The 16,438-nt window shown below is 49.9% G+C and carries 15 protein-coding genes; 14 read left to right on the forward strand and 1 reads right to left on the reverse strand.

The features are described 5' to 3' along the window. Positions 1-42 precede the first annotated feature (42 nt). From MCJ35_RS26680 to MCJ35_RS26740, 13 genes are all read left to right on the forward strand, one after another. Positions 43-825: a sugar phosphate isomerase/epimerase family protein gene (locus tag MCJ35_RS26680; RefSeq protein WP_025484394.1), complete on the forward strand. Its 783-nt coding sequence runs from the start codon at positions 43-45 to the stop codon at positions 823-825. Between the two features lie 11 nt (positions 826-836). Then, the gene (locus MCJ35_RS26685) at positions 837-1,784 is read left to right on the forward strand and encodes a 3-hydroxyacyl-CoA dehydrogenase family protein (protein WP_025484393.1); all 948 of its coding nucleotides are present in this window, start codon (positions 837-839) and stop codon (positions 1,782-1,784) included. A 26-nt stretch (positions 1,785-1,810) separates the two neighbouring features. Then, the gene (locus MCJ35_RS26690) at positions 1,811-2,914 is read left to right on the forward strand and encodes a TRAP transporter substrate-binding protein (protein WP_025484391.1); all 1,104 of its coding nucleotides are present in this window, start codon (positions 1,811-1,813) and stop codon (positions 2,912-2,914) included. A gap of 28 nt (positions 2,915-2,942) precedes the next feature. After that, complete coding sequence (locus MCJ35_RS26695; RefSeq protein ID WP_025484390.1) at positions 2,943-3,431, forward strand: TRAP transporter small permease; 489 nt, start codon at positions 2,943-2,945, stop codon at positions 3,429-3,431. Then, positions 3,428-4,708 (forward strand): TRAP transporter large permease, encoded by a 1,281-nt coding sequence (locus MCJ35_RS26700; protein ID WP_025484389.1) that lies wholly within the window; start codon positions 3,428-3,430, stop codon positions 4,706-4,708. The genes MCJ35_RS26695 and MCJ35_RS26700 overlap by 4 nt, the downstream gene beginning before the upstream one ends. A gap of 42 nt (positions 4,709-4,750) precedes the next feature. Further along, entirely contained in the window at positions 4,751-5,539 is a 789-nt protein-coding gene (locus tag MCJ35_RS26705; protein ID WP_025484388.1) for a cyclase family protein, read from the forward strand. Positions 5,540-5,684: 145 nt separating this feature from the next. Then, on the forward strand, positions 5,685-6,344 hold the full coding sequence (locus MCJ35_RS26710) for a FadR/GntR family transcriptional regulator (protein WP_162158530.1): 660 nt from the start codon (positions 5,685-5,687) through the stop codon (positions 6,342-6,344). Positions 6,345-6,647: 303 nt separating this feature from the next. After that, a complete protein-coding gene (locus MCJ35_RS26715) occupies positions 6,648-7,493 on the forward strand; it encodes a tyrosine-type recombinase/integrase (RefSeq protein ID WP_025484385.1) in 846 nt (281 codons plus the stop codon). 305 nt (positions 7,494-7,798) lie between these two features. Further along, the gene (locus tag MCJ35_RS26720) at positions 7,799-8,266 is read left to right on the forward strand and encodes a hypothetical protein (protein ID WP_155858439.1); all 468 of its coding nucleotides are present in this window, start codon (positions 7,799-7,801) and stop codon (positions 8,264-8,266) included. Next, positions 8,250-8,519, forward strand: a complete 270-nt coding sequence (locus tag MCJ35_RS26725) for a hypothetical protein (RefSeq protein WP_008723735.1) — start codon at positions 8,250-8,252, stop codon at positions 8,517-8,519. Before MCJ35_RS26720 ends, MCJ35_RS26725 begins: the two co-directional genes overlap by 17 nt. 216 nt (positions 8,520-8,735) lie before the next feature. Then, a complete protein-coding gene (gene hisS, locus MCJ35_RS26730) occupies positions 8,736-10,001 on the forward strand; it encodes a histidine--tRNA ligase (RefSeq protein ID WP_025484383.1) in 1,266 nt (421 codons plus the stop codon). 15 nt (positions 10,002-10,016) lie between these two features. After that, positions 10,017-11,825: an aspartate--tRNA ligase gene (aspS, locus tag MCJ35_RS26735; RefSeq protein ID WP_025484382.1), complete on the forward strand. Its 1,809-nt coding sequence runs from the start codon at positions 10,017-10,019 to the stop codon at positions 11,823-11,825. Next, on the forward strand, positions 11,822-12,229 hold the full coding sequence (locus tag MCJ35_RS26740; protein WP_008723739.1) for a VOC family protein: 408 nt from the start codon (positions 11,822-11,824) through the stop codon (positions 12,227-12,229). Before aspS ends, MCJ35_RS26740 begins: the two co-directional genes overlap by 4 nt. Positions 12,230-12,411: 182 nt before the next feature. On the opposite strand, the gene MCJ35_RS26745 is transcribed toward MCJ35_RS26740, so the two are convergent. Further along, positions 12,412-14,403: a sigma 54-interacting transcriptional regulator gene (locus tag MCJ35_RS26745; RefSeq protein WP_025484380.1), complete on the reverse strand. Its 1,992-nt coding sequence runs from the start codon at positions 14,401-14,403 to the stop codon at positions 12,412-12,414. 266 nt (positions 14,404-14,669) lie between these two features. Between MCJ35_RS26745 and MCJ35_RS26750 the strand changes: the two genes are divergently transcribed. Beyond that, on the forward strand, positions 14,670-16,310 hold the full coding sequence (locus MCJ35_RS26750; protein ID WP_025484379.1) for an ABC transporter substrate-binding protein: 1,641 nt from the start codon (positions 14,670-14,672) through the stop codon (positions 16,308-16,310). The last annotated feature ends 128 nt before the right edge of the window (positions 16,311-16,438 follow it).

The following is a 16,438-nucleotide window of genomic DNA, read 5'->3' on the forward strand; positions in this document are numbered from 1 at the left end:
ACGGCGTCTGTCAGCCAAACGGAGCAAAAGGGGATTGGGTAAATGGAAATCGGTTGTTGTATTTCATCAGGGAATATTGGGAAGCTTCCTGAATGTGGTTTTGATTTTGTGGAGCTGCCGGGAAAGGAACTGTTCCGGATGGAGCCGGGCCAAATCACTGCATTACGGCGCAGGCTGGATAAACGGAACTTAAGGTGTAAGAGCCTTAATGCATATTGTCCGGAAAATATCATCATAGCCGGGCCTGGGCAGAACCTGGGGGAGGCGAGGGCCTATGCCAGGAAGATAGCTGCCTATGCCTCGGAACTGTCTGTGGTCCAGGTGGGAGTCGGGGCACCCAGGTCCAGATGCCTTCCGGTGGGATATGACAGAACCATTGCCAATGAGCAGCTGAAGGAATTCCTGCGGTATACTGCGGATGAGTTTGCGGCCTATGATATATATGTTTCACTGGAGGCAGTGGGGGAATGCTACTGCAATTATATCAACCGTCTGGAGGAGGCAAAGGATATCCTGGATTCAGTGCGGCATCCGTTTCTGCGCATGGTTCTGGACTTTTATAATATGGAGCAGAGCGGGGAGGCTGATATGGACCTGAAGCAATATGTACCCTTTGCCGCACATGTACATATATCGGATGATGAGGGAAGCCCGGACAGACGCGGTTTCCTGAGAACTGACAGATATGCCTGCCATGAGGGACGGCTTCACAGTCTGGTGGAGGCTGGATATGACGGGACCGTCAGCCTGGAGGTGGACTGCCCGCCGGATGCCTGTCTGTGTATCCAGTCCTGTTATTTCCTGAAGAAGGTATTGAACTGTTAAAGGAGATGTCTATGAGAGAGAGTATAGTGATTATCGGTGGCGGCCTTATGGGCAGCGGGATTGCGGCGGTCAGTGCCCTGGCTGGAAATCCTACTATTATTGTGGATGTGGACAGGGATAAGGCAGAGGGGGGTGTGATCCATGCCTTAAAATGTGTGAGGGAGCTTTGTTCCAACGGGCTGGCTGCTGACCAGCCGGCAAAACGGGCAGAGGGACTGCTTGAACCAGAGGCGGATCTGGCAGAGGCATTAAAGAAAGCCGGTATGGTAATTGAAGCCGTATCTGAAAATCTTGAATTGAAGCAGATGGTTTTTAAACAGGTGGATGGACTGCTTCCAAGGGAAATCCCCATAACCTCCAATACGTCAGGTCTTAGGATATCTGATATTGCAAGATATACAAGGTTCCCGGAACGCACGGTTTCTACCCACTTCTGGTTTCCCGGACACCTGATTCCCCTGGTTGAGGTGGTGGTGGGGGAACATACTGACATCCAGGTGGCGGTTCAGGTTAAGGAAAGGCTGAAAACCTGGGGAAAGTCCCCTGTCCTTGTGAAGAAGGATCTGCCGGGCCAGCTTGCCAACAGGATTTATCAGGCAATCATAAGGGAAGCCATACAGATTGTTTCCATGGGGCTGGCGGACGCAGAGGATGTTGATACGGCCATCAAGATGGGCATGGGCCTGAGGTTCCCTATCATGGGGCCGCTGGAACATATGGATACCATTGGACTGGAATTGACCGCTTCGGTCCAGGACACGGTGCTGCCTGAGATATCGGCAGCCAGGTCGGCTTCCCCATATCTGACAGGACTGATTGAGTCGGGCAAGCGCGGCTATAAGGACGGACAGGGGTTCTATGACTGGTCAGGCAAGGATATGGAGGAAATTACGCAAAAGAGGAACAGGTACCTGATGCAGGCGATACAATTGTTAAAAGCAAGCAGTGAAACACTATGATTTCAAACAAGTAAAGGAGAGGGATTATGAGGAAAAGCAGAATTGCCATGTTATTAGGGGCAGCAGTCATTGCATCCATGTTTACCGGGTGTACCAGTAAGGCGCCGGCCGGGACAGCTGGTACCCAGGCAGTGTCGGAAAACACCAAGGAGACGGATTCCAAAGCGCAGGAAGAAGGGAAGGCCGGGGAGACAACGGGGACAGAGGCCCCGGCTCCATCCGGTGAGACCATTGTAATCAAGTTTGGACACAACTATTCCGTGGATCATCCGGCAGAAATTGTAGGGCAGTGGATGAGCAGCCAGCTGGCAGGGAAATCAGGAGGCAGGATTGTACTGGAGACCTATCCGTCGGGGCAGCTGGGAACATCCAATGAACTGATGAACAGCGTTACCAACGGAACCATAGAAAGCTGTGTCACCTCTACATTCGGGACCATTGAGAAGAACATTTATACCGTGGAGCTTCCCTATCTGTTTTCCAGCTTTGACCATGTCAAGAAATTCATGCATAGTGAGGAATCCACACAGCTTCTGTCCCTGCTTGATGCAAAGGGGGTCCATGCAAATGGATGGTGGCCCGTAGGATGGAGGAACATAGGGAATAATAAACGTGAGGTCAAAACGCCAGCCGACTTAAAAGGACTTTTAATCCGGGCGTTTGATAATGAAATACTGATTGACACCCTTAAGGCCCTGGGAGCTAATACCACTGTGATGAATGTGAGCGAGGTGTATGTGGCGCTTCAGACCGGTGCATTGGACGGGGAAGAGAATCCGTTCCTGAATACCTATACCATGAGCTTTTTTGAAATTGAGAAATACAAAACAGAGACCCATCATATGATGAACTTTGATGTGGTTGCATTTAACCAGAAGTTTTGGGATTCCCTGTCTGCCGAAGACCAGAAGCTGATTGACGAGGTGGTTGCCGAAGGCTGTGATATGTACGCTGACCTGGTGGCTGAATCAGATGATAAGTACCGTGGTCTGTTAGAAGAGGGCGGTGTGCAGATAACTCCCATTGAAGACTATACACCTTGGATTGAGGCGGTAAAACCTGTCTATGAAAAATGGGAGAAGGAGCTGGATGCTGACCTGATCCAGGGCGTAAAGGACATGGGATGGTAACCTGGCTTTGTAAATAGGAGTACATAAAATGATGAAAGTGTTGCAACGGATTAGCGATTTTTTAAATACCGTGACAAAGGTGCTTGGGATTATCTGCCTTACAGGAATGTTTGCAGTCATAATCGTCAATGCAGTGATGCGGTATGTGTTTAACACGAGTATCATATGGGCATATGATGTCCTGAGGGTCCTGATGATTGCGCTGGTCTTCTTCTGCGCATGCATGGTTTACCACGAGCAGGAGCATGTAAGGTTCGTGGTGCTTTACGACCATTATCCTCCCATGTTTAAGCGGATGTTCCAGATACTGCTCAACGCAGCCGGGATTGTATTCTTCGGGGTATTAGGGGGGGAAGGATTAAAATTAAGTATCAGCCTGTGGGAAACCAGACTGGCCTCCTCCGGTATATCTAATTTCTGGCTGTATATATTCTTTTCGCTGAGCATGTTTGTTCTGATTGTCCATTCTGTCAGATTCATATCTGAGGAGGCTTTGGGAAAGGAGGCAGGGACGTGAATGTAACGCTTGTATTGCTTATCGTGCTGTTTGCTGTCCTGGCAATCATCGGGGTGCCCCTGGCTCTGGCCCTTGGGCTGTCAACCTTTGTTTCACTGGCCCTGACAACGGATATGCTGTTGGTTGTCATTGCACAGAAGGTCCAGCTGGGAGCGGATTCTTACCTGATGATGGCGGTCCCGCTATTTATCCTGGCAGCCAATATCATGAATTATTCAGGTGTGACTGAGCGCATCTTCCGCTTTGCCAGGGCGCTGGTAGGGAGCATGCCGGGAGCATTGGGGCATGCCAACGTAGTCGCCAGCGTGGTTTTTGCCGGTATCTCAGGCTCCGCCATTGCGGATAGCGCATCCTTGGGAAATATCGAAATCAAGTCCATGGAGGACCAGGGATATCCCACGGAATACGCGGCAGCCATTACCGTGGCATCCGCTACCATTGGCCCAATCTTTCCACCCAGCATACCGCTGGTCATTTACGCAGGAATAGCCAGTGTTTCGGTTGGGAAGCTGTTTATGGGAGGGGTGGTTCCAGGGCTGATTATTGCCTTGGCACTTATGGCGCTGAACCATATCCTGTCCGTTAAAAATAAATATCCAAGAGATGAGCGGATGACGCTCAGACAGATATGGGACTGTTTCAGGGAATCATTTCTTCCCATCCTGTCCCCTGCAATCATCCTCTTTGGAATAACCTTCGGATGGTTTACCCCCACGGAGGCAGCCGCAGTCATTGTCCTCTATGCATTCATCCTGGGTTTCTTTGTATACAAGGAGCTGAAACTGTCCTATCTTCCGAGGATATTTAAGGAAACCATGATGACTACCGGAATTGTAATGTTCATTGTAGCGGCGGCAAATGCATTTTCCTATGTGCTTACCATATGCAAGCTGGGGAATGTACTGACAGACATGGCGGCAGCCATGCCCAATGCCATTACATTCATAATCGTTGTAAACATACTGCTTTTAATCCTTGGCATGTTTATGGAGTCCACAGCAATCCTGATTGTCATAACCCCTGTGTTGGTGCCGGTTGCACAGGCCATGGGGATTGACCTTGTGTATTTCGGGGTGATGATGGTGCTGAACCTGATGATTGGACTTGCCACCCCGCCTTTTGGAATGGGATTGTTTACCGTAAGCCAGGTGGCTAAATTGCCGGTAGAGAAGACGGTTAAGGCAATACTTCCATTCATTCCCGTCCTTCTGGTGGTGCTGCTTATGATTATATTCATACCATCTCTTGTTACCTGGCTGCCGTCAGTCATTATGTAAGAATGAAACAATTATAATAAAAAGAAATGGAGAAGAAATTTTATGTCAAAGTATATTGATTGTACCATGCCGTTTTATGATTACATGCCCGTGGGAAATGTGTGGGCATGGGATGTACCCTTCCGCACGGAACCGATTACCACCCACGAAAAGAATTCTTATGAACTATGGATGATTACCATGCATTCCGAGACAGGGACCCGGCTTATGATTAAGGCCATGCAGGATCCCAACGCACCCACCGTGGACAGGCTTCCGCTGAATGAATTCCTGAACCGTGATGCGGTAATCCTGGATGTGCCATGCGGCATGGACGGCGCTGTGACAGCAGGGCAGATCCGCAGCGCGGCGGAGGACGCGGATATCAGAAAAGGTGATATTTTCATCCTTAGGACAGGGTGGGGCGATGATGAACGTTATCTGGAGCTGGGCGATGCATATGCCAGGAGAGGACCCTGTATTTCCAAGGAGGGGGCAGAGGAGCTTTGCAGGATCATGCATGAAAATGAATCCAGCCTGGCAGGTTCCGATGTTGCATACTGGGGCAGGGGAGACAAGTATCAGGGACCGCTTTGGGCCGACAGGCCGGCCTGGGAAAGAAATCCCTTCCCGTCCATCGAGGCAAGACGTTTCCTGGCCCAGTATACGGCTGAGAAAGCCATAGAGGATTGGGAATCCCCCAATGTGATGACAACCAACAATGTAAGCTTCATCGGTGCAATGGTGAATCTGAACCAGATATCCAAGATGAGGGTAAAACTTTCCGTTATCCCCATGAAATTAAAAGGCGCCAGAGGGGCACCGTGCAGCGTGATAGCAGAAGAAATCTAAGGGCTAATCTTGTTTTATCCCCTAAATTGTGGTACTTTATAGGGAAGGGGATAATTAAAATTTGAAGGATTTGAGGTTATAGATGCAGACTTCCAATACATTAGGGTTTGAACCCGCAGTAGTACAGAAAGCTTCAGAGGAAATTGTGAATCAGATTCAGGATTCGATTTTAGCAGGAAAACTGAAACCGGGGGATTCATTGCCGCCGGAACGTGAGTTGATTAAGATGTTTGCCAGGAGCAGGCCAACGGTCAGGGAGGCCCTCAGGGTCCTTGAGATGAAGGGGCTGATTTCCGTGACCGGAGGCGGAGGCACGCTTATATGCAAGCCGGAAACCTCACAGCTGGAGGAGACACTTAAGATTATGCTGGCCATGCATGATATTACCCCGGAGGAGATATATGATGCAAGGAACATGCTGGAGCTGACCACAATCCGTTTTGCAGCCAGTAAACGTACGCAAGAGGATATCGAGGAGCTGAAGGAACTGATTGAACGGGAGAAGGCCTGTGTGGATAATATAGAACTGTTCACATCCCTGGACCGGGATTTTCATGAGCTGATTGCAAAGGCGTCTAAGAACAGTATATTTGAAATCCTGGTCAGGGCATTGAGGAACCCCATGCAGAATACGATTGCACATAGTATCATGCGTATGGGGCCGGATAATTATAAGAAGGAGCAGGATATCCTGATTCAGTGCCATATGGAGATACTCCAGTGCATCGTAGACCAGTCGGAGGCAAGGGCAGTTGAATGCATGAAAGAACATATAGACCAGTTTAAGCGGATTAATAAACAGTGACATGTAGAGGTACATGTAGCAGACAGATTCGTATAACAGATAGTTACATAATTAGATGAATCACCATATAGAGGGCTGCCATGAAAATAGGCGGCCCTTAATCCATAGTTAAAAAGCAGTCACATCAGCACACCGGATACTAAAAATCATCCGGTGTCTTTTATTTTTCACACCTGTCTTTTCCATACCTCCCCCTCCTGGAGTCCGCATCCGGTTTTCCTCCAGCCATTCGTATAATCATTTTATTTTGGGCAATATAAGTATAAAATGGATTATTACGATAATGCAAAAAGGAGGATTTATATGCAGGAAAACAAAATAGTCAAGAATGATATACTTGATTTTAAAAAGTATCTGATTAACATGGAACGCTCTGCACGGACCATTGACAAGTATTGCAGGGATGTTGCGGCTTTTATACAATATCTTTCTCCTGGGGAAATGGTGACCAGGGAAAAAGTCATAGAGTATAAAAGCTATCTGCAGGGGTCTTACAAGGTATCAAGCGCCAACTCCATGCTGGCTGCGCTGAACTGCTTTTTTCATTATAAGAACTGGGACAGGTACAGGGTAAGCCAGTTCAAGGTACAGCGGCATCTGATGGGAGGTGAGGAGCGCAGGCTTACCAAGGAAGAGTATGCCAGGCTGGTGACAACAGCCCTGTATCTGGATAATCAAAGACTGGCCATGATTATGGAAACCATAGGAAATACGGGGATACGCATAAGTGAACTGCCTTTCATCACGGTAGAAGCCCTGGATGCGGGGCGGGTGGAAATATATAATAAAGGAAAATTCAGAACCATCTTCCTGATAGAGAAACTGCGGTGCCGCCTGCGCGGATATTGCCGTGAGAACGGCCTGACTTCCGGCCCCGTGTTTGTCACGTCGGGAGGTATGGCCGTAAACCGCAGCAATATATGGGCGGAGATGAAGCGGCTGTGCATAAAGGCCGGTATCCCGGAACAGAAGGTATTTCCCCACAATCTCAGGCATCTGTTTGCCTATACCTATTATGGGGTTGATAAGGACCTGGTCCATCTGGCAGATATACTGGGGCACTCAAGTGTTGAGACTACCAGGATTTATACTATTTCCACAGGGGAAGAGCAGCAGGAGGCCATGCAGAAAATGGAAATGATTATATGAAAAACAGGAACGACATAATACATATTATGTTTTAAAACAGAGAAAACCAGCTTAAATCCTATGCTGTGAACTAAAATTCATAAATACATTATACCACAAAATGAATGTCAGACAATATTTATTTCGTATCCGTTAACGGATATGCTTCTATATATCTTAATTATCATGCGTATCGTACTTTTGTCCCTAAATCCAGGAACGACATAATATGTATTATGTCGTAAAGCAGGCTGTCCGGCTGATGTAAAGTAATACTCAGCCACGCTCTGAAGGAAAGGAAGGATTATATGGAGGATAGGGAGATAATGAATGGTAATGGAATGAAAAAAGAGACAGGCGGACAGGACAGTCCACAGTGTGGAACTGCCAATCCGCAGTGTGGAACTGCCACTCAGCAGTGTGGAACCGCCAATCCGCAGTGTGGAACTGCCAATCTGCAGTGTGGAACCATCAATACGCAGAGTGGCACCGCCAGTCCGCAGCGTGGCACCACCGGTCTGCTGGAAGAACTGGCTGCGGGTCTTGAGTGCATGTACCTGTCAGACCTCAGGTACGGGTATAGCCAGTCTGTCTTGCGTTTCGTGCTGCCCCACATGGATCCGGGGAAGTACAGTACCGGGGAATGGAACCAGGCGGCCGGATATATCATGGGAACGGCCTGCGCCTATCCGGACGGCGGGGCGGCGAGGGAAGCCCTTGTGGCATTTTCAAGGAAAAAGGCTGACGACGGGATGTACGGGAGCCGGGAGGACTGGTATGGAAACAGGGACTGATAGAATCCAGGTGTGCGTCCGGCTCAAAACAAATGAGGAGGACAGCCTGTGCGGGATTGCCTCTGTCAGGATATGTGACGGGATTACCATCTGCGGCATCAGGATTTATTACTGCAGGGAGAGACTGAGTGTGGTTTATCCATACCTGGTAAATGGAAAGAAAAGGCTTCCGGTCCTGGTGCTTGGCAAAACGGCGAAGGAACGGCTGACAGCCCTGATTCTGGACGCGTATGAATATGAGCGCCTTAAATGATATGGATGCCCCAAATGATATGGGTGCCCCAAATACTATGGATGCCCCAAATACCATGAATACCCCAAATAAGGGATAGACATGCCAAAATTCTTCGATTCCATGGTTAATTTGTGTGAAATACATCTTATTTCCTCAAAACACTTGCAAAATCGTGAAAGTTAATTAAAATATATGTATTGACTAAAATCAGAACGATAGAATGGGAGAATGCATATGGCATTGGCGAAGAAACCGGTTACCGGAATGAAGGATATCACTCCTGCGGAAATGCAGATCCGCGAATATGTGATGAATCAGATTAAGGAGACATACAGGGGATTTGGGTTTTCACAGATAGAGACTCCCTGCGTGGAACATATAGAGAACCTGACCAGCAAGCAGGGCGGGGATAATGAGAAGCTTATCTTCAAGATCCTGAAAAGGGGGGACAAGCTGAACCTGGAAGCCGCCGGGGGCGAGAATGACCTGACGGACAGCGGGCTGCGCTATGACCTGACCCTTCCTCTTTCGCGCTATTATGCGAACAATGCGGCGAACCTGCCAAAGCCCTTTAAGGCATTGCAGATGGGCAGCGTATGGCGCGCCGACAAGCCCCAGAGAGGGCGTTTCCGCCAGTTTGTCCAGTGCGATATCGATATCCTGGGCGATGCCACCAGCCTTGCTGAGATAGAACTGATCCTGGCCACCACCACGGCCCTGGGTAAGATCTGCCCGGACAATGGATTCACGGTGAGGATCAACGACAGGGAAATCCTGCGCGGCATGGCGCTGTTTTGCGGGTTCCCGGAGGAATCCATGGACCAGGTATTCATTATCCTGGACAAGATGGATAAGATTGGCTTTGAGGGCGTGGAAAAGGAACTTCTGGAATCGGGATACCGGAAGGAAAGTGTTGACACATATCTGGACATGCTTAAGAATGTCACAAAGGACGCAGCAGGTGTGCGGGCGCTGGGCGACAGGCTTAAGGAAATCATGCCGTTGGAGGTAAGTGAGAACCTGGCTCACATCATGGACACGGTCACGGAGGTGGCGGAAGCTGAGTTCGGACTGGAATTCGACCCCACCCTGGTACGCGGGATGTCCTACTATACAGGAACCATTTTCGAGGTATCCATGGAAGGCTTTGGCGGCTCTGTTGCCGGAGGGGGACGGTATGATAAGATGATTGGCAAGTTCACGGGCATGGAGACACCGGCCTGCGGGTTTTCCATTGGATTCGAGCGTATTGTAACCATTCTTCTGGATAATGGGTTTGAAGTGCCGGGCGCATCGGATAAGAAAGCATTCCTCTTTGAAAAGGGTGTGGACAGCGCTGCATTGGCCGGTGTGATCCGTGAAGCCATGGCAGAGCGGAGAAAGGGTGTCCAGGTCCTGGTTGCCCAGATGAATAAGAATAAGAAGTTCCAGAAGGAACAGCTTAGTAAAGAGGGATACACTGACTTTAAGGAATTCTACAAGGAAAGCCTGAAGAAATAAAAAGGAGATAATATCATGGCAGAATCAATGATGGGTTTAAAGCGGACCCACAGATGTACAGAAGTAACAACCGCTGATATCGGCCGGGAAGTGACCGTTATGGGATGGATTCAGAAGAGCAGGAATAAGGGCGGGATCATATTCGTGGATTTACGCGACCGTTCCGGTATCCTGCAGATCATATTCGAAGAGAGTGACTGCGGTGCAGAAAACTTTGCAAAGGCAGAGAAGCTGAGAAGCGAGTTCGTGGTTGCCGTTACTGGCCGTGTGGAAGCGCGTTCCGGCGCTGTTAATGAAAACCTGGCCACAGGCGCCATTGAAGTAAGGGCGCACTCCATGAGGGTGCTGGCAGAGTCTGAGACACCACCTTTCCCCATTGAGGAAAATTCTAAGACCAAGGAGGAGCTTCGCCTTAAGTACCGTTTCCTGGATCTTAGAAGACCGGATCTCCAGAGAAACCTGATTACCAGAAGCAGGGTGGCAACCCTTACCAGGGCGTTCCTGGCAGAGGAAGGATTTCTTGAGATTGAGACACCGACCCTGATTAAGAGCACGCCTGAGGGCGCCCGCGACTATCTGGTGCCAAGCCGCGTGCATCCGGGTTCCTTTTATGCGCTCCCCCAGTCACCCCAGCTGTTTAAGCAGCTGTTGATGTGTTCCGGCTATGACCGTTATTTCCAGCTGGCACGGTGCTACAGGGATGAGGATCTGAGGGCGGACCGCCAGCCTGAGTTTACACAGATTGACATGGAGCTTTCCTTTGTGGATGTGGATGATGTGCTGGATGTGAACGAGCGTCTTTTACAGAAGCTGTTCAAGGAAATCTGTAACTTTGACGTACAGCTGCCCATTCAGCGCATGACCTGGAGGGAGGCCATGGACCGCTATGGCTCTGATAAGCCGGACCTGCGTTTTGGCATGGAGCTTAAGAATGTGTCCCAGGTTGTGAAGGACTGTGAATTTGTAGTGTTTAAGGGCGCTCTGGAGAACGGCGGTTCCGTCCGCGGCATTAACGCAGAGGGACAGGGCCATATGCCAAGGAAGAAGATTGACGCCCTGGTGGAGTATGCCAAGGGATTCGGTGCCAGGGGCCTTGCCTATGTGGCGATTGCAGAGGACGGTTCCTTTAAGTCCTCCTTTGCCAAGTTCATGAAGGATGAGGAGATGAAGGCCCTGATTGCCGCCATGGACGGAAAGCCAGGCGACCTGCTGCTGTTTGCGGCTGACAGGGATAAGGTTGTATTTGATGTGCTGGGCAACCTGCGTCTGGAGCTGGCAAGACAGCTGGACCTGTTAAAGAAGGATGACTTTAAGTTCCTTTGGGTAACGGAGTTCCCGTTACTTGAATATTCAGAAGAGGAAGACCGCTATGTAGCCATGCACCATCCATTTACCATGCCCATGGATGAGGATATACAGTATATTGATACGGATCCGGGACGTGTGCGCGCCAAGGCTTATGATATCGTGCTGAACGGTGTTGAGATGGGCGGAGGTTCTGTCCGTATCCATCAGGCGGATATCCAGTCCAAGATGTTTGAGGTGCTGGGCTTTACGCCGGAGCGCGCCAATGAGCAGTTCGGTTTCCTGTTAAGCGCATTTAAGTACGGTGTGCCGCCCCACGCCGGCCTGGCTTACGGCCTGGACCGCGTTGTCATGCTGATGGTGGGCGCTGACAGTATCCGTGACGTTATCGCATTCCCTAAGGTTAAGGACGCATCCTGCCTTATGACGGAAGCGCCGGGCGAGGTGGATGAGAAGCAGCTTCAGGAGCTGGGGATTGAGATTGCGGCTGAGGAAGCTGTCGGGGTGGAACCAAAATGAGATTAGGGGCAATCGTATTAGATAGTGATAATATTGAAGAGTTGTCTGATTTTTACGCAGCAATGTTAGGGTGGACAAAAAGCAGCCAGATTCAAGATGGAGAAAAGTGGATTACTGTAACAAAAGAGGATTACAGTGAAACGCCCTTATTATTTCAAGAAAACCCTGAATATAAAAAACCAAAATGGCCGTCAACCAAAGAAGAGCAGCAGCAGATGATACATTTGGATTTTTATGTCCGCATGGATGAATATGAAAGTAAAATAGAACATGCAGTTAAGTGCGGGGCAAACATGATGGAATGTCAATTTTCAGATAGCTGGAAAGTAATGACGGATATTTCAGGCCATCCCTTTTGCATGATTCCAATACCAGACGATATATATGAACAGAGGTATGGTTAAATCAGCAGCACAGACAATGAAATGAAGATGAGAATGTCCACAGGGACAGGCAACGCGCCTGTGGACATTCTCATTTTACTTTTAAATATCCTGTTGTCCGGATTGCTATATGCTACCTCAGCCTGCCGCCGCCATCCACATAATAGCCGTCCGGCGTCTGCCGGTCTGCATACATGGCGCTGCTACCCACGGCTTATGAGGATTCCCAGTTCCGTGGCCTCACATCCGCCCCTGGTGCGGTGGACCTTGATATATCCTGCATCCGCCAGCTTCCTTAAGACCGTGCGGATCTTTCCCTCCGTCAGGCTGACGCCCTGTTTCTTCAGCTGCTCCATGACCGTGCTGCGGCCGATGCGGGGATGGGAGATGATCAGGGAGAGGATGTGTTTTTCTGTCACGTCAAGGGAGGTCTGGCGGCTCAGTATCTGGTTCAATATGTAGCCGGGCAGGTCGCCCAGGGGGATGGGTTCCCGCTGGTAGATGCATGAGAAGTAATTGCTCAGGTTGTGTATCTCCTGTGCGTTGCCCGGCCAGTCGTACTGCTTCAGGAAGGCTGTCAGGTTGCCGGTCAGCACGTCCTCCATGACAAGGGACGGGTCCTTGAAGGCGTCCCTTAGGAAGTTATTGAGCAGGAGGGGGATATCGTCCCTTCGCTGCCGGATCGGCACCGTGTTCAGGGAAAATGTGTTCAGAAGGAAGAACAGGTCATCTAAGAAACGCCCCTCCAGCACCAGGCTGTATAAATCCGTGGTAGTGGTTGCTATCATCCGCACATCCAATGACAACGGCCCGGAACTGCCGATCGGCATATAATATCCGTTCTGAAGCACGTTCAGCAGCAGCTGCTGCGTCTGCAGGGCTGTGTGCTGGATTCCGTTAATAAGCAGTGTCCCACGGCATGCGGCCTGGAAGGCCCCAATATGCCGCCTGGTCCCAAGGGATGCATTTTCCTCAGTCCCCAGAAGCTCCGCCTCAATTCCGGATGGATTCAGGGATGAGAAGTTCAGGGAAATGAAAGGTCCGTCATGCCGTCTTGAATTGCGGTGGATGGCCTGGGCCAGCATTTCCTTTTCCGTGCCGCTTTCCCCCTGGATGATGACCGGGAAATCATTGAGGGATATCCTGCGGGCCGTGTCAAGAAGATGGGACTGGGTAGGGTTCCTGGTAATCATGTTGTTGAAGTCATACAAAGGCCTGGCGCGGAACGGGAAGGCGGTTCCCGAGGACCCGGACGCCTGCTCCTCACAGACGGAGGCATGCATCAGGTATAACTCGGCCTTGGGATTCAGGCTGAACTTCTGGAACCACAGGCGTATGCGCCCGTGCCCCGGCTGGCTGATGATGGTTTCCCTTGTGTTGGGGAAATCGTAATCAATCCCGTAGGAACGCAAAAGCGCACAGAAATCACAGCCGGACAGGTTCTTCTCCTTAAATCCTGTCAGCTTGCGGAAGGGCTGGTTCACCATCTTGATCATCCCGCTTTCATCCAGAAGGCAGAAACCTTCGGATACATTGTCAAGGATCATCTGGGTAATCTGTTTCATATCCAGGGCGTGGCTCAGCTGCTGGTTGGAGAGCTTTAATACCTGTACGATGTGGCTCATATAATTCCTGGTCACCTCGTCGGCCAGGCTGGTGGGCAGATGGAAGCAGGCAATGATTTCATTGATGGTGGAGATATCCACGACCCGGTTGCCGATGTCGATGACCGTGGTGAGGGTGGAAGGGACCAGGTGCAGTTCCCCGGGGGTAACCCCGTAATGGATACTCTCATCCGGGTTGGTGCAGCCAGGATACCAGGGAAGGAAATGGTATTGGGAGAAACCGAATTCCTGGAGCTGTAATATGACCTCGTCCGCGTTGTTTTCCGTATCATTGATCAGATAGACGGAGGAGCCGGGAGGAATCTGGAGGATCTTGTGAAGATAGGTATGGTTGAACGTGCGCATGCAGACCAGCTGGTATACATGTTCAGGAATCGGATAAGGCAGATTATCCTTTATGTTTTCCGTGGAAAGCAGGATACAGTCCGCATGGTCCAGGATCTCGGGGGTGATATCAGCGCCCCTGGCGGACTGGATGGTCAGGTACTGGTTAAAAATAGAGGACAGATAGGACGAGATTCCTATTTTTGCCACCGGATTGTTGGTTAATATCAGTAATTTCTTTTTCATGCAAATGCCTCCTGTATATTAGGTTGATTATATCCTATAAAAATAATTTAAACAACCTAATACGTTAATAAAATAAGAAATACAGGAAAGTAATAAGGTTTTTATCCCATAGGATTTGACAGCGGTACGTTAATTCATTAAAATTTAAGGAAAGCAAGGCGCTTTTTCGTACGATGCAGGTGCGCCCTTGCTTTTTCTTTATCATCAGGAAGTGATGGGGATAGGAAGAAAGGGCAGTTGATTTTAAGAAAAGGAGGAGTATTAGAATGAAAAAAAGAACATTATCTTTATTGGTTGCTGCAGCAATCACTGCAGGATGTCTTGCAGGCTGCGGCGGGGGAACCACCGGCACCACCACAGCAGCAGGAACAGGGGGGACAAACGGAGCACAGGCAGATGCAGGCGCCTCACAGGACAGCGCCTCAGGAAAGGACAGCCTGGTAATCGCCATGGCCTCGGATATCCTGTCCATGGATCCTTATAAATATGACGAGGGACCCACCAACCAGGTGATGCTTCATATATATGAGGCGATGTTGATGCAGGACGCGGATATGAAGTTCCAGCCATGTCTGGCTGAGAGCTGGGAGACTTCCGACGATGGCCTGACCTGGACCTTCCACCTGAGGGAAGGCGTTAAGTTCCATGACGGCGAGGAGATGGACTCCGCTGACGTGCTGGCCTCCATAAAAACAGCTATGAACCCGGACTCCCCATCAGCCTTCAGCGGCTACACCAGTACCTTTTCAAAGGTTGAGGCGCCGGATGCACATACAGTCACCATTACCACCGACACACCCAACCCCCTGATGCTGTTCCATGTGGCTCAGATTTACGTGCTGAAACAGGAAAATGTAGAAGGAAAAACAGAGGAAGAAATCTCTGATGTGGTAGTGGGCACAGGACGTTATAAATTTGTGGAGCAGGTTAAGGAGGACCATCTGGACTTAACGGCGAACGAGGATTACTGGGGCGAGGTGCCGGAGATTAAGAATGTACGGTTCCGTCCCATCACCAATGAGGCGACCAGGACAGCCACCATGCTGACCGGGGAAGTGGATTTCACCATTGATATCTCCGTGCGTGATATCGACAGGCTGGATGGTACGGACGGCATCAGCGTGTTAAGGCAGCAGGGCCTGAGGGAGATTTACCTGAACCTGGACAGCCGTGAGGATTCACCCCTGTTCCCAGGACAGAAGAACCCCATGTCAGACCCTAAGGTCAGACAGGCCATGTACCTTGCCATTGATGAGGACACCATCATCAAGAATATCATGAACGGGTGCGCATTTGAAATGAATTCCATCATCCCGGAAAACTATGTGGGATATACCCCGGTGGAGCGTGAGAAATATGACCCTGAAAAGGCAAAGCAGCTGCTGGCCGAGGCCGGATACCCGGATGGCTTTGAAGTGACCCTGGATGCGTCCAATGACCGTTATATGAACGATGAGCAGATTGCCCAGGCGGTTGCAGGATTCCTGGAGAAGGTGGGAATTAAAGTCAACCTGAACCTGATGCCGAAATCCAATTTCTTTACCTACATCAAACCTGCGGAGAATAAATCCATGCTGCTTCAGACCGGATGGGCGGATGCTTCCGGCGACGGCCTGTCCCTGCTGCACGACATGCTCCGCACATATGACAGGGAATCCGGGCAGGGCACTGTTAACAGGGGACACTACTCCAATGCGGAGGTGGATGCCCTTATCAGCGAGGCATTTAATGAATTTGACGATGCCAGGAGAGGCGAACTGGTAGCAAAGGCAGAAAAGATTGCAAGGGATGATTATGCGTACATCCCGCTGCACTTTGAGCAGGATACATATGCAATCAAGGATACCCTTAACTATACTCCAAGAATGAACAAGTATGTGCTGGCCTGGGAATTTTCCTACAAATAAGGGACCTGGCACCGGGGCGTGTCTGGATTTCCAAACAGGCCCTGGATTAAGACGGTAAGAGGGACTGCTGCAAAACAGGAAACCTATTTTTTGCAGCGGTTCCCTTTTTGTAATCCGGCCCATGATAA

This window comes from Enterocloster sp. OA13, assembly GCF_022440595.1.
GTDB classification, from domain to species: Bacteria; Bacillota; Clostridia; order Lachnospirales; family Lachnospiraceae; genus Enterocloster; species Enterocloster hominis.

Excerpts from the sequence above, each read along its gene's own strand:
- MCJ35_RS26680 (WP_025484394.1), top strand. The coding sequence starts at position 43 with ATGGAAATCGGTTGTTGTATTTCATCAGGGAATATTGGGAAGCTTCCT.
- MCJ35_RS26685 (WP_025484393.1), top strand. The coding sequence starts at position 837 with ATGAGAGAGAGTATAGTGATTATCGGTGGCGGCCTTATGGGCAGCGGG.
- MCJ35_RS26690 (WP_025484391.1), top strand. The coding sequence starts at position 1,811 with ATGAGGAAAAGCAGAATTGCCATGTTATTAGGGGCAGCAGTCATTGCA.
- MCJ35_RS26695 (WP_025484390.1), top strand. The coding sequence starts at position 2,943 with ATGATGAAAGTGTTGCAACGGATTAGCGATTTTTTAAATACCGTGACA.
- MCJ35_RS26705 (WP_025484388.1), top strand. The coding sequence starts at position 4,751 with ATGTCAAAGTATATTGATTGTACCATGCCGTTTTATGATTACATGCCC.
- MCJ35_RS26715 (WP_025484385.1), top strand. The coding sequence starts at position 6,648 with ATGCAGGAAAACAAAATAGTCAAGAATGATATACTTGATTTTAAAAAG.
- MCJ35_RS26720 (WP_155858439.1), top strand. The coding sequence starts at position 7,799 with ATGAATGGTAATGGAATGAAAAAAGAGACAGGCGGACAGGACAGTCCA.
- MCJ35_RS26725 (WP_008723735.1), top strand. The coding sequence starts at position 8,250 with ATGGAAACAGGGACTGATAGAATCCAGGTGTGCGTCCGGCTCAAAACA.
- hisS (WP_025484383.1), top strand. The coding sequence starts at position 8,736 with ATGGCATTGGCGAAGAAACCGGTTACCGGAATGAAGGATATCACTCCT.
- aspS (WP_025484382.1), top strand. The coding sequence starts at position 10,017 with ATGGCAGAATCAATGATGGGTTTAAAGCGGACCCACAGATGTACAGAA.
- MCJ35_RS26740 (WP_008723739.1), top strand. The coding sequence starts at position 11,822 with ATGAGATTAGGGGCAATCGTATTAGATAGTGATAATATTGAAGAGTTG.
- MCJ35_RS26745 (WP_025484380.1), bottom strand. The coding sequence starts at position 14,403 with ATGAAAAAGAAATTACTGATATTAACCAACAATCCGGTGGCAAAAATA.
- MCJ35_RS26750 (WP_025484379.1), top strand. The coding sequence starts at position 14,670 with ATGAAAAAAAGAACATTATCTTTATTGGTTGCTGCAGCAATCACTGCA.